The organism is Streptomyces sp. NPDC059080, assembly GCF_042739975.1.
Classification (GTDB): domain Bacteria; phylum Actinomycetota; class Actinomycetes; order Streptomycetales; family Streptomycetaceae; genus Streptomyces; species Streptomyces benahoarensis.
Genome location: NZ_JBHYGX010000001.1, coordinates 23,237 through 36,056, shown reverse-complemented (window position 1 = coordinate 36,056; position 12,820 = coordinate 23,237). Strand labels below are relative to the sequence as shown.

At 70.2% G+C, this 12,820-nt stretch carries 11 protein-coding genes; 3 read left to right on the top strand and 8 right to left on the bottom strand.

Annotated features, from left to right (window positions below):
* Positions 1 to 117: 117 nt before the first annotated feature.
* From ACFWWQ_RS00160 to ACFWWQ_RS00135, 6 genes are all read right to left on the bottom strand, one after another.
* Positions 118 to 468 carry a hypothetical protein gene (locus ACFWWQ_RS00160; protein WP_384587526.1) on the bottom strand — a complete coding sequence of 117 codons (351 nt, stop codon included), beginning with the start codon at positions 466 to 468 and terminating at the stop codon, positions 118 to 120.
* A complete protein-coding gene (locus ACFWWQ_RS00155; protein ID WP_384587523.1) occupies positions 461 to 904 on the bottom strand; it encodes a YbaB/EbfC family nucleoid-associated protein in 444 nt (147 codons plus the stop codon). The genes ACFWWQ_RS00160 and ACFWWQ_RS00155 overlap by 8 nt, the downstream gene beginning before the upstream one ends.
* A gap of 61 nt (positions 905 to 965) precedes the next feature.
* Positions 966 to 3,104 carry a hypothetical protein gene (locus ACFWWQ_RS00150; RefSeq protein ID WP_384587520.1) on the bottom strand — a complete coding sequence of 713 codons (2,139 nt, stop codon included), beginning with the start codon at positions 3,102 to 3,104 and terminating at the stop codon, positions 966 to 968.
* 30 nt (positions 3,105 to 3,134) lie between these two features.
* The gene (locus ACFWWQ_RS00145) at positions 3,135 to 3,572 is read right to left on the bottom strand and encodes a hypothetical protein (RefSeq protein WP_384587517.1); all 438 of its coding nucleotides are present in this window, start codon (positions 3,570 to 3,572) and stop codon (positions 3,135 to 3,137) included.
* Positions 3,573 to 3,604: 32 nt separating this feature from the next.
* Positions 3,605 to 3,889 (bottom strand): WXG100 family type VII secretion target, encoded by a 285-nt coding sequence (locus ACFWWQ_RS00140; RefSeq protein ID WP_143943209.1) that lies wholly within the window; start codon positions 3,887 to 3,889, stop codon positions 3,605 to 3,607.
* Positions 3,890 to 3,976: 87 nt separating this feature from the next.
* Positions 3,977 to 4,321 carry a hypothetical protein gene (locus ACFWWQ_RS00135; protein ID WP_384587513.1) on the bottom strand — a complete coding sequence of 115 codons (345 nt, stop codon included), beginning with the start codon at positions 4,319 to 4,321 and terminating at the stop codon, positions 3,977 to 3,979.
* A gap of 890 nt (positions 4,322 to 5,211) precedes the next feature.
* Between ACFWWQ_RS00135 and eccCa the strand changes: the two genes are divergently transcribed.
* Positions 5,212 to 9,174, top strand: coding sequence for a type VII secretion protein EccCa (gene eccCa / locus ACFWWQ_RS00130; RefSeq protein ID WP_384587510.1), 3,963 nt, complete (start codon positions 5,212 to 5,214; stop codon positions 9,172 to 9,174).
* A 632-nt stretch (positions 9,175 to 9,806) separates the two neighbouring features.
* On the opposite strand, the gene ACFWWQ_RS00125 is transcribed toward eccCa, so the two are convergent.
* Both ACFWWQ_RS00125 and ACFWWQ_RS00120 read right to left on the bottom strand, forming a co-directional pair.
* Positions 9,807 to 10,475 carry a bifunctional 4-hydroxy-2-oxoglutarate aldolase/2-dehydro-3-deoxy-phosphogluconate aldolase gene (locus ACFWWQ_RS00125; RefSeq protein WP_384587507.1) on the bottom strand — a complete coding sequence of 223 codons (669 nt, stop codon included), beginning with the start codon at positions 10,473 to 10,475 and terminating at the stop codon, positions 9,807 to 9,809.
* A gap of 534 nt (positions 10,476 to 11,009) precedes the next feature.
* Positions 11,010 to 11,441, bottom strand: a complete 432-nt coding sequence (locus tag ACFWWQ_RS00120) for a ribonuclease (RefSeq protein ID WP_384587504.1) — start codon at positions 11,439 to 11,441, stop codon at positions 11,010 to 11,012.
* A 412-nt stretch (positions 11,442 to 11,853) separates the two neighbouring features.
* On the opposite strand from ACFWWQ_RS00120, the gene ACFWWQ_RS00115 reads away from it, so the two are divergent.
* Both ACFWWQ_RS00115 and ACFWWQ_RS00110 read left to right on the top strand, forming a co-directional pair.
* On the top strand, positions 11,854 to 12,480 hold the full coding sequence (locus ACFWWQ_RS00115) for a helix-turn-helix domain-containing protein (RefSeq protein ID WP_384587501.1): 627 nt from the start codon (positions 11,854 to 11,856) through the stop codon (positions 12,478 to 12,480).
* Between the two features lie 71 nt (positions 12,481 to 12,551).
* Positions 12,552 to 12,761: a DUF6126 family protein gene (locus tag ACFWWQ_RS00110; protein WP_384587498.1), complete on the top strand. Its 210-nt coding sequence runs from the start codon at positions 12,552 to 12,554 to the stop codon at positions 12,759 to 12,761.
* Positions 12,762 to 12,820 lie beyond the last annotated feature (59 nt).

The following is a 12,820-nucleotide window of genomic DNA, read 5'->3' as shown; positions in this document are numbered from 1 at the left end:
TTTTAAAGAAACCGCCCACCCCCTTTATAAAAATTTTTTTGGTCTTGGCACGGTTATTTTTTTTATAACCCCACGCCACAAGTACCGCGAAACGTGGAGGAGTTGAGCGGAGGGCCGCTACTTCTTCTCCTGTTTCTTCGACTCTTCGACCATCTTGTCCCAGGTGGTGGCGAAGTGTTCGGCGTCCTCGTTTGCGGCGTCGAAGACCTTCATGGCGTTCTCGCCGCCGTCGCCGGTGGACGCGGTCATGTCCCGCAGCGTCTTCGCCACATCGCTGAGCACCTGCGTGCCCAGCCCGGCGACCTTGTTGTAGTTCTCGGCGGTCTCGTCGTCCTTGCCGCCGGCGGTGAGGTTCAGGGTGTTGATGTGGTCGATCTCGCCGGACACCTTCTCGATGAGGTCCGCGATGCCGTGGTACTTGCCGAAGAGGCGGCGCAGGTCATCGGCGGTCTTGATCTCCTCAGCCATCGGTCTCGTCCTCGTCGTCGAGGGCGGAACGTGAACCGCCCGGCCCGTTCTTCAGCCCCATCTTCTGCTGGACCTCGCGCATCATCCGCAGCTGGTCGGTGCCGCCGAGCATGGACTCTCGTGCCTCGTTGCCGAAGCTCATCATCGGCGTGACGGCCCTGGTCACCGTCGAGCGGACCTCCAGGCGGGCCTTCTCCAGCACCTCCACCAGGGCTCGGCCCAGTTCGGCGGGGGCCATGGAGCGATAGCCCTCGCCCTGGAACTTGATCTCCCGTACGTCGGACTGCGTCCCCATGATCACGGTGATGGAGCGGTCCTTGGAGGTGACCTTCACCGTCTGCTGGGCCAGCCGCTGCTGCGTCTCCTGGAGCTGATTGGTGTGATCGGCGAGCCGTCCCATGATCTCGTTGAGCTGTTCCTGGTATCCGGCGCTCATCGTCCGACCTCGTTCCCGTACGTCGCTGCTGTTCCGTGCGTGCTGTGCTGCGGCACCGCGCTCACCGGCCGATCACGCCGGGTGTGGTGCCCTCGTCGGTGCCCCACACCTCCTCGTCCTCATCGATCCAGGTCTGCCGCTGGCGGCCCTGCTCGCCCTGACCGCCGCCGCCCGCGCCGCCACCGCCGCCCATGGGCGGCACCATCGGGGAGCCGGAGGAGGTGTTCCGTCCGCCCGCGGTGGCCTCGGACAGGACCCGGCCGCCGCCCCGGCCGCCGCCCGGCGGGAGCTCCTCGGAGGGCGGGACGGAACCGCCGTTGCGCAGCGCCGTCGGGCTCATGCCCGTGTTGGTCCGCAGGAAGTCGTTGCCGGTGCGGGCCAGGTTCCGTGCGATCGGGCCCTCCCCGGCGCCACCGCCCGCGCCGCCGCCGAGACCGCCGCCCATGCCACCGCCGCTGAAGGTCTTCAGGCTGTTCGGGAGGGGAGGCGGGGGCGTCCCGCCGCCCGGGCCGTTGGAGCCCGGTGGTTTCTGGAGGTATTCGGCGAGCTTCTTGTTGGCGTTGAACTCCTGGTGGGCCAGGCTGTTTCCGGTGCCGTTGCCGGTGCCCATCCCGGCAGGCGAGGTGATCTTGGCGCCCGGCGGCACACCGGTGATCTTGTGACCGGCACTGTCGGTGGCTAGCTTCCCGTCGGGCCGGGTGACGGTGCCATCCGCGTTGATCTTGGAGCCGTACGGGACGCTGAGCGCCTTGCCGTTCTTGTCCTTGAGCGGCTCACCGTTCGCGCCGACGAGAGGGGACTTGGCGGAGCCGGGGGTGAGCCCGTCCTTGCCGCCGTTCTTGTCCGCCACACCGGACGAGAACGAGCCGACCTTCGGCGGGGGCGGGGGGACGAAGCCCCCGGGCGGCAGCTGGCCGTGCTGGTCGCCGCCCTTGCCGTCCTGCCCGCCGCCGACGCCACCACCGTTCTGCTGGGCGAACTGCTGCTTGATGTCGTCGACCGACGGCGGCTTGACGTCGGCACCGGTACCGCCACCGATACCGGTACCGCCCCCGGCGCCGCCCCCGGTGTCGCCGCCCCCGATCCCGCCCCCGACCCCGGTCCCGGTCTCGGCGTTGAACTGCTTGAGGTCCGGCGGCGAGCCGTCGCCCGTCTTGTTCTTGTTCAGCAGGGACGCCAGATTCTGATCGCCGCCCCCGCCCTTGTTCGGGCCGCCCAGGGGATTCACGGCGTGCGGCAGCTTCAGCCGCAGCGGGCTGAGCGCCTCGGGGATGGCCGCGGTGGTCGAACCGTAGCTCCTCTCCAGCGCCTGCATGTGCGTCTGCGCCGGCTCGTCGAGCTTGGTGCGGACGTTGGTCAGCCACATCTCCTTGGCGCGCGACTGGACCTGGTCCCAGAACTCCTGGGTCGCCGGATCGCCGTACTTCGAACCGGTGACCTTGGGGGTCTGGCCGTCGAAGGTGATGCTCACCCCCTGCATCGCTTCCTGGAGCGCATCGTGGGTGGCGTTGACCGGCGCGGCCAGCCGGTCGTTGTACCAGTTGCCGAACGCCTCCTGGAGCCCGGCCAGGGTCTGGTGGAGCTGGACACGCGCCTGGTCGATGTCCCCGGTGAAGTCCCGGGGATTGATCATCTCGGTACGCAGCCGTTCCAGCTCCTTGGCATGGCCTTCGAGCACCGCCCGGAAGACTCCGGCGGAGCTGCCCTGCCAGTTGGAGTCATCGTTGTCGATGGTCCGCGCCCAGCTGTCGATCAGCTCCTTGGCAGCCTGGATGCGGCCCTCCAGCCACCGGGCGGTGTTGGAGGCGGTGTCGAAGCTGCCGAGGCTGACGAACTCGTTCCCCTTGAGGGTCCCGGAGAGCGGCGACAGGATCTCCTCGGCCTGATGGAAGAAGCGGTACAGCGGGCCGCCGGAGCTGTCCAGCGTGGCCCAGTCCATGTTGATGCCGAGGACGTACGCCCGGTCGCTGCCGCCGTACTCCTCGCTCCGCGCCTCCGGCAGGACGTAGTTGAACGACCACCAGACGTCATAGTGCGGATCGAAGCTCTGGCTCGCGTCCGCCGACACCCCGCCGTCGCTCATGCTGGCGACGAACCACGACGGCCCGCTGTTCGTACCGATCTCCGAACTGTCCGTCACCTTCTGCCCGGTGGCGGCGAAGGCTTTGAGGGCCTGCCCCCACGTCCAGTCCGTGCCCATGCCTCGGTGTCTCCTGTCAGCCCGTCGTACTCAGGACGCGTTCGGCGGCGGGGTGTAGCCGCCGCCCAGACCGCCCAGGATGTCCTGGAGGTTCTCCATCATCTGGGCCGCCGTCAGCTCGGTGTTCTTCTCGCCGTCGTCGAGGATCTGACCCACGCTCACCAGGTCGTTCGACAGCTCCCCCATCGACTTGTTGAAGGAGTCGAGCTGCTGCTTGAGGCTCTTGCAGAACATCTCGTAGCGCAGTTGGAGCGCCTGTCCGGCGGGGAAATCCTTACCGCCGGCGAGGAGTTTCGCGTACCCACCGGGCCCCTTCGGGCCGCCGGCGAATCCGTCCAGATTCCGGAAGTCGTCGTTGTCCCGGAAATCCCGGATGAATTCGTTGATCTTCTGTTTGGCGAACTCCTCCAGGTACCCCTCGGTAATCTTGACGTTGCCGGTACCGGAACCGCCCTCGTGTTCACTCACGGGATGGACGCCTCTCTCTTGGCGCGAGGCCGCTAGAAGATGTTGCTGCCCTTGTTGTCGGCGTCGATGATGGCCTGGATCATGTTCTCCAGCGCCACCGTGCCCTGCTGGTGGGCGTTGTGCATCTCCTTCGAGGCGTTGTCCACGGCCGTCTGGACCTCCTGCCACGCGGTGGAGGTGGCGCCCTCGAAGCTCTGCTTGATGGGGGCGAGCTGATGGATCATGTCGTCCAGCGCCGCCTTCATCTCGGTGTTGGCCTGGGTCAGGTCCATGGCGTCCTGGCGCGCACGGTCGACCAGGAGATGGGTGTCAGCCATGTCGGCTCCTTGGGTGAGAAAGCGAAAAGGGGAATTCTGGCGCCCCGAGGAATACGGACGCGCCGGATGCGGGGGAATTCCCGCAGATCAGCTCTTGCCGCCCATGATGCTCTGGATGTTGTCCAGGTCGCCGCCCCAGCCTGCCGCGTGCTGCTGCGCCTCGTCCGCACCGGAATTCAGCACCTGGTTGGCCTGCTGGAGGTTGGCGTGGAGGTTGTTCACCTTCGTCGAGACCTGGTTGTACGCCTCGATCCATTGCTGCATCTTCTGCTGGAACTGCGTGCTGGCCTGCGACTGGAAGTTGCTCGCCACGCCCGTGGTGACGATGTCGCTCACCCGCTGTCCGGAGCGCCGCATCTTCTCCATCTGGCCCTCCAGAATCACCATCGCGTTCTGGAGGTCCTGATCCTTCTTTGAAATGGCACCGGACATGGTGTGACGTCCTTTCGGGAGGGATGTTTCAGGGGCTGGTCACGCACGGCAGCGGCCGGAGCCGCCCTGTCGCGCGCGTACGGGAACGAGGCGGGCGAGTGTCACGCGCACCACGAAGCCACAAAGCCGCGTTGCCCCGACGCGGGGCCGGGGTGCCTGGGCCGGCGTCCAGCGCCCCGCGTACCCCCTTGAGGGAGCCGCGTGACGGCGGGGCGGAGGCCCGGAGCGGTGTGTGCGGTGCCTGATGCGGCACCTCCCCCCGTCATGGATGACGACGCTGACGGCTCGACCACGACCAGGGTAGACACGGACACCAGGCACGTAGTCATACCAATGGTTGACGTTCCGCGCTTTTCCGGCGAACAGGCCGGGACCCGCCGCCAGGAGCACTCCGCACTTCCGACGGGACATCTCGACTTCCCGGACTTCAGGGCGTGTTACCACCTCCGCGAACCGACAGGACGCCCGGACGGGGAGACCGGCAGCATGCCGCTCCCGGGACGCTTCCCTGGACGCTGCCCCGCGCGACGGCACCGGACGGCGCGCCGACGGCCCCACCGGGGCGCCGGGCGACGGGTCGGCGGGGGCCGACAAGGTGTCGTTCACTGCGGTTCGCTCTCCTTGGCCGGGAAATGCCTCCGGGTCGACGCGGATTGCGCGGAACACTATCGTGACCGCCCATCAGCAATTCGAAAGCAGAGCGTACTCCTGAGAGTTGAGTATGTAAGCACAGCAGCTCTCACCCCGACTTCGCACATCACCGTTCACATTCGTCTTTGCTCCACCGCTAGTGCAAATAATCCAGCGCCTCCCCCCTGGTCTCTCCCCGGTGCGTCCGCGCATCAGGGGCCGGCGCAGCCGGGTCCGGCCGCCCCGAAGGAAGGTCCGTCTTGAGCACCGTCACATTCCGCCGACCACCACGCCGCCCGGGGCCACAGCTACCCAGCGGGGAGCTGAGCCTTCAGGAACCGCCCACGCTGCCGGAGGCGCAGGGCGGGCTCTCGGGTGTGATCACGTATCTGCCCATGGCGCTCAGCTCGATGGGCATGATGCTGATCTTCATGCGGCCGGGTTCCGGCGGCGCGCTCAGCTATATCGCGATCGGCATGATGGCGCTCTCCGCGGTCGGCATGCTGGCCACCCAGTTCCTGCGCACCTCCCAGGACCGCAAGCGCAAGCTGCGCGGGGAGCGCCGCGACTACCTGCGGTATCTGTCCACCAGCCGGCGCCGGGTGCGGAAGGTCATCACCCAGCAGCGGCAGGCGCTCTCCTGGCAGCATCCCGAGCCGCCCGCGCTGTGGTCGCTGGCCCGCACCAGCCGCCTGTGGGAGCGCAGGCTGACCCACGAGGACTTCGCGGAGGTGCGGATCGCCCGCGGCTCCCAGCAGCTCGCGCTGAAGCTGTCGCCGCTGTCCACCAAGCCGGTCGAGGACCTGGAGCCGCTGTGCGCCCATGCGCTGCGGCGGTTCATCCGCGCGTACGGCACCGTGCCCGACCAGCCGGTGGCCGTCCGGCTGCGTACCTACTCCCGGATCGTGTTCGACGGTGACGAGGAGGTCGCGCGGGCGACGGTGCGGGGGGTGCTCGCCCAGCTGGCGGTGTTGCACGCCCCGCGCGACCTGGACATCGTCGTCGTCGCGGACGGGGAGGCGCGGACCACGTGGGAGTGGGTGAAGTGGCTGCCGCACGCGCAGCATTCGGCGGAGACCGACGGCGCGGGCGCGGCCCGGCTGGTGACCGACACGATCTCCGAGCTGGAGGCGCTGCTGGGTGAGGAGTTCGCACAGCGGCCGAAGTTCGGCCCGGACAACGAGCCCAGCCGGGACGAGCCGTACACCGTGATCGTGCTGGACACCTCGAACGTGCCGCAGGGCGCGCGGGTGGCGGGCCCCGGCTACAGCAACGCCGTGATCATGGACGTCCGCGGGGCGCTCGGGCAGAAGCCGTCCCGGCACGCACTGCGGCTGCGGATCGCCGACGGCGAGCTGCGGATGCTGGGCACCGACCGCAACGGCAAGGAGACCGAGTCGGCGATCGGGCGCCCGGAGGCGATGGGCATCGCCGCGGCCCGGGCGCTGGCCGCCACCGTGGCGTCGTACCGGCCGGGCGTCACCGCGCAGTCGGAGGCTCCGCTGGAGCAGGACATGGACCTGGCCGGGCTGCTGGGCATCACGGATCTGCGTGCGGCGCCACTGGACCGGTTGATGACGCGGTCGCGGTCCGAGCGGCTGCGGGTGCCGATCGGGCTGTCGGCGGACGGTTCGCCCGTGGAGCTGGACATCAAGGAGTCCGCGCAGGGCGGTATGGGTCCGCACGGCATGCTGATCGGGGCGACCGGTTCCGGTAAGTCCGAGCTGCTGCGCACCCTGGTGCTGTCGCTGGCGCTGACCCACTCGTCGGAGACGCTGAACTTCGTCCTGGTGGACTTCAAGGGCGGCGCCACCTTCCTCGGCCTGGACGAGCTGCCGCACACCTCCGCCGTGATCACCAACCTGGCGGACGAGACGGCGCTGGTCGAGCGGATGAAGGACGCGCTGCACGGCGAGATGATCCGCCGCCAGGAGCTGCTGCGGAAGGCCGGCAACTACTCGTCGGCGCTGGAGTACGAGCGGGCCCGGGAGGGCGGCGCGGCGCTCGAACCGCTGCCGACGCTGTTCGTGGTGGTCGACGAGTTCAGCGAACTGCTCGCCGCGCACCGGGACTTCATGGAGCTGTTCGTGATGATCGGCCGTCTCGGCCGCAGCCTCGGCGTGCACCTGCTGCTCGCCTCGCAGCGCCTCGACGAGGGCCGCATGCACCAGCTGGAGTCGCACCTGTCCTACCGGGTCGGCCTGCGGACGTTCTCCGCGATGGAGAGCCGGGGCGTACTGGGCGTACCGGACGCCTACAACCTGCCGTCCCAGCCGGGCAGCGGCCTGCTCAAGAACGACGTGGGCACGCTGACCCGTTTCAAGGCCGCGTACGTCTCGGGTCCCTACCGTGCGGCGCGGCGCGCCGCCCAGCAGGCGATGATCGCCGGTCAGGTGGTGCCGTTCGGCACGACATGGGTGGCGCAGCGGCAGGTGCCGCAGGCGGAGCCCGAGCCACTGTCCGAGGAGACGGACGAGAACGCGCCGAGCCTGCTGAGCATCGCCGCCGAACGGCTGCGGGCGTACCCCTCGCGCCCGGCCCACCAGGTGTGGCTGCCGCCGCTGGAGGCGCCGCCCACGCTGGATCTGCTGCTGCCGCCGCTGGCGCCGGTGGCGGGCCGCGGTCTGTCGCCCGCCGAGGAGCCGGGCGCCCGGCTGACGGTACCCGTCGGCATCGTGGACCGGCCGTTCGACCAGCGGCGCGATCCGCTGATGGCGGACCTGTCGGGCTCCGGCGGCCACGTCGGCATCGCCGGTGGCCCGCAGAGCGGCAAGAGCAACCTGGTCCGTACGCTGATCACCGCGCTGGCGCTCACCCACACCCCGCGCGAGGTGCAGTTCTACTGCCTGGACTTCGGCGGCGGTTCGCTGTCCGGCCTCTCCCGGCTGCCGCACGTCGGCGGGGTGACGGGGCGGCTCGACCCGGAGCGGGTGGTGCGCACGATGGCCGAGGTCACCGGGGTGATCGCGCGCCGGGAGCGGCAGTTCGCGGAGCTGGGCATCGAGTCGATGGACGACTTCCGGCGCCGCCGGGCGGCCGGTGAGCTGTCCGACGAGCGGTTCGGGGACGTGTTCCTGGTCGTGGACGGCTGGAGCACGGTCCGGCAGGACTTCATGGACCTGGTGCCGACCTTCAACCTCATCTCCTCGCGCGGGCTGAGCTTCGGCGTGCACCTGATCATCGCGTCGACCCGCTGGGGTGAGATCAGCAGCGGACTGCGCGACCAGCTCGGCACCCGTTTCGAGCTGCGGCTGGGTGACCCGGTCGACTCGGTGATCAACATGCGGGCGGCGGACACCGTCCCGAAGATCCCCGGCCGCGGCATGACGCAGGAGCGGCTGCACTTCCTGACCGCGCTGCCCCGGCTGGACGGCGAGCCGCAGTCCGGGACCGTCAGCGAGGCCGTGACGGCCATGGTGAACAGCGTCCGCGACGCGTGGGACGGTCCGCCGGCGCCGCCGGTGCGGATGCTGCCGCTGGAGCTGGACGCGGCGACGCTCCCGGCCGCCGAGGGCGATCTGCGGGTCCCGCTGGGTCTGGAGGACCAGCGGCTGGAGCCGCTGTGGCACGACTTCGAGGCGAACCCGCACCTCATCGTCATCGGCGACGCGGAGACCGGCAAGACCAACCTGCTCAAGCTGATCTGCCAGGCCGTGACCGACCGGTACACGCCCGACCAGGGCCGGATGATGCTGGTGGACTTCCGCCGCACCCTGGCCTCGGGGGTGCCGGAGTCGCACCGGCTGGGCTACGCGGTGGCCACCGACAAGCTGCGGCAGATGGCCGAGGGCGTGGCCCGCGCGATGCGCGAGCGGGTGCCCGGACCGGACATCGCCCCGGAGCGGCTGAGCAAGCGGGACTGGTGGACGGGTCCGCAGCTCTTCGTCGTCGTCGACGACTTCGAGATGGTCGGCGGCGGAGGCATGGGGCCGAGCCCCTTCGCGCCGCTGCTGGAGTTCCTGCCGCAGGGCAACGAGCTGGGCCTGCACCTGATCGTCGCGCGCAGCGCCAACGGCGCCTCCCGGGGCATCAGCGACCAGCTGCTGCGGCAGCTGCTGGAGTGCAACACCCCGGCGCTGATGCTGTCCTGCCCGCCGTCGGAGGGCATGTTCCTGCCGGGCGTCAAGCCGCGGCAGATGACCACCGGCCGCGGCCTGTACGTCACCCGCCGGGGCACCACCCAGGTCCAGACGGCCATGTTGGGGGCGGCGCCGCAGGCGTAGCCCTCCCCCTGTGCCGTCCTGTTCCGGGTACCGTGATCACCCACCTGGAGCAGGACGGCACAGATCATTTGCTATTGCACAGTCGATGGCCGCTTCACAAAACCCCCACCCCTTTTCCCGATCCCCCGAGTGGGAAATTACTCAAGAACACCACCCCCACTTGGAGGGTTTTCCTGAGGAAAAAGAAAATCCTTCGGGAGACGCCGTCCGAGACACGGGGAATAGTTTCCGACAAGCCCCGCACCAAAGAGACTGGAAATGAGCGGTCACCGCTCTCCACGCCGGTGCGTACGGAGCAAACTCGCCGAGAGCGTCGGGGAGATGCGGTTCGGCGTGGCACCGGTCGGACGCGCGTGCCGCGCTCACCGGCAGTCCCACGTGTCACGGATCCCCCAAGTCGGCCACACTGAGCCCTCCTTACCGAACGACCGCTTCGCGGGAAAGTGGAGGCAGTGGCGATGCCGCAGCACGCTCAAGGGCTGGTACTGCGACATCACCCGCCCCGCGGTGGTCCGCGACGGGGGCTCGGGCACGGCGGAGCTCGTGGCCCGGCACGGCTCAGCGGCCGTGCCGCCCCCTCAGGCCCCGCGGCTCCCGCACCGTTCGCGGCTCCCCGTACGAACAGCCCTTCCTCAGTACTCGTAGAACTCCGACGCACTCTCAGGAACCGGATCTCCCGAGGCGGCTTCCGCAAGCCGAGCCAGCAAGGCGGAGGCGCGCTTGGCGACGGTGTCGCGGTCGCCGTCGGAGAGGGCGGAGCCGAGGCCGACGGCGACAGCGCCCGCGGCGATCCACTCGGGGGCGCTCTCGACGCTCACCCCGCCCGCCGGGAGCAGCGGCGCCTGCGGCAGGGCGGCGCGGATCTCGCCCAGCCAGGACGGGCGGCGGTCCGCCGCGGGGAATATCTTGAGCGCATCGGCGCCCAGCTCCAGCGCGCGCACCATCTCGGTCGGGGTGGCGACACCGGGGAAGACGGGGACGCCGTAGCGGTGGCCCGTACGGATCACCTCGGCGTCCAGGCTCGGCGAGGACAGGAAGCGGGCCCCGGCGTCGACCGCCATCCTGGCCGACACCGCGTCAAGCACCGTACCGGCGCCGATGACCGCATCCTCCCCCAGCTCACGGGTGAGCGTGGTGACGGCCTCCAGCGCGAACGGTGTGGTCAGGGATATCTCCAAGGTGGTGACGCCCGCTGACAGCAGGGTGTCCGCGGTAGCGCTCGCCTCGTCGTACGTCGCGCTGCGCACGATGGCGAAGACCCGCTGCGCCAGCGCGGCCCGGGTGATCTCCCAGCGATACACGGCAGTTCGCCGCCCTTCCTCGTCTGTGAACGACCGTGCCCGCCCGGCCGCGGCCGGTACGGCGAACTCCGCGCGGGCAGGCCGCGACAGGTCGGAGCATTACCGTCGATGCCCGGTCATGTCTCGATTCGACCGGAACGCTACCGGCAGCCACTGACAATTCTCCCGCGGGGGGCCACCGTACGTCCCTGAAGCAGCGACATCCCAGGGATCTTTCAGGGTTACCCACGCGGCAACTCACCGCGATCGTCCTGACCTCCGGCGTCGGCCCAGCACCCACGAAATCCGCCCGGCCCGGCCCGCGGCCCCCCGCACAACGCGACGGGGGGGGGGGGGGGGCGCCCCCCCCCCCCCCCCCGGCGGGGCCCGCGGGGCGGGCGGGGGCGGCCGCCCACCCCCTCCAAGGTAACTGCGAGGCGGGTGGGGGTGGGGGTGGGGCGCCCCGCGCCGCCCCCCCCCCGCAGCGCGCGGGCGGCCGGCGGGCCCCGCCCGCCCCCGGCCCGCCGTCTGTGCCCGGTGGGACCGGGCGTCGGCTCAGCAGCCGAAGTCGACGAGACCGAAGGTCGCGTAGTGGTCGGAGGTGTAGTAGTCCTCCTGCTTCTTCTCACCGGTCACGATGCGGCGCGCACCGCGGTCCGGGGAGCCGGGGGTGACGACGGTGAACTCGTGGTAGTAGCCGGAGCTCTGCTGCGGCAGGATCCCCTCGCGGTTCGAGAAGACCGTGCCGTCCTTCGGGTAGGGGTAGGGGCCGCCCTTGGCAATCAGGTCAAGGGTGTCGTGGGCCTCGGCGGGCAGCTTGGACTGGCAGATCGAGCCGGCGCTCGCCACCCGTACCTGCTGCGCGGACACGGCCGCGTGCGCCGTGGCGGTACTCGGGGTGGCCGCCACGGCGGTGCCGCCGAGGAGGAGGGCCGATGCGAGGGCGCCCGCGGCGCCGATCCGGGTGATCCGTGGGGGGATTCTCATGCCCCTCAGCATGACGCGCGTAGACATGACCCTGTCAATGCCAAGGAGCGGAAGTTTCCCCGTCGTTCACAAGGATCCCCCGAACGGCGCAACACGGCCACGCCCGCGCCCCGTTGTGGTTCCCCACGCCCCCGACACGCCGCCACAGTTCCCCAAATGCCGTGCGTCGGCCGCCCGTTCCGACTTCCCGCACCGACTCCCCGTACGTCTCGCCGATCGCCCGGCCACGCTCCCCTCCCCACCACGCATCACCCCGCCACCTCGTACGGGACGGACCCGTACGGATCGCCCCGGAGGAGAGCGCGGAACCCCGTACGGGATCACCCCGGAGGAGGGCGGAGAAGAGGTCGAGCGCCGTTGCCTCTCAGGCAAAACTTTTGCCCCAGAGGTCAAGGCTGGCTATACCGGGTACATGACCGAGACCCCGCAGGACTCCCCCGCCGAAGCGGCGGCGGATCTGCCCACCGTCGCGCCCCGGCTGCGCGACCTGCGGCGCCACAGCGGGCTGACGCTGGAGACGGCCGCCCGGCGGGTCGGGCTGTCGCCCGCGCATCTGTCCCGGCTGGAGACCAATCGCCGCCAGCCGTCGCTGCCGATGCTGCTCGCGCTGGCCCGCACGTACGGAACCACGGTATCGGACCTGCTGGGCGAGACCGCGCCGGAGCGGGATCCGATCATGCGGGCCGGGCGGACCGAGCCGTCGGAGGCCGGTGGCTGGACGTACTGGACGGTCGGCGGCGCCGGGCGGGCCATGCAGGCGCTGCGGGTGCACGTACCGCAGCGGGCGCAAGGCGATCTGGTGCGGGTGCATCCGGGCGAGGAGTGGCTGTACGTCCTCACCGGGCAGCTGCGGCTGACGCTCGGCGAGGCCGTGCATCTGCTCGGCCCGGGTGACGCGGCCCACTTCGACTCGCTGACCCCGCACCGCATCGCCGCGACCACCCGGGCCGGTGCGGAGCTGCTGTTCGTCCACACCCTGCTGCAGAGCGGCGCCGCCGAACTGTGCCTGGGGGACGACATCCCGCGGCGCGGCCTGTGAGACCGCCCACCGCCTTCGGTGCCGCGGAGCCGCCGCGCACCGCACCGCTTCATGAGGGAAGGACGAACGCCGTGCCCGACCACTCCACCCCTGCCACCCCCGCCGCCCCCGGGACGCCCGGCGGCCCCGACGCCGTAGCTCCGCAGGAGGCGACCGAGCGGAAGTACGTCGAGAACAAGCCGCCGCGCGGGCTGTACGTGCGGGTGTTCATCTACGTCGTGGCGACGCATGTGCTGCTGGCGTTCATGAGCTTCCTGGTGTACGTCGCCAAGACGCGCTGAGGCCACCGGGGGCCCATCGCCGTACCGGAGCCGCCGGGCGGGCGGTGCTCCCCCGGTCT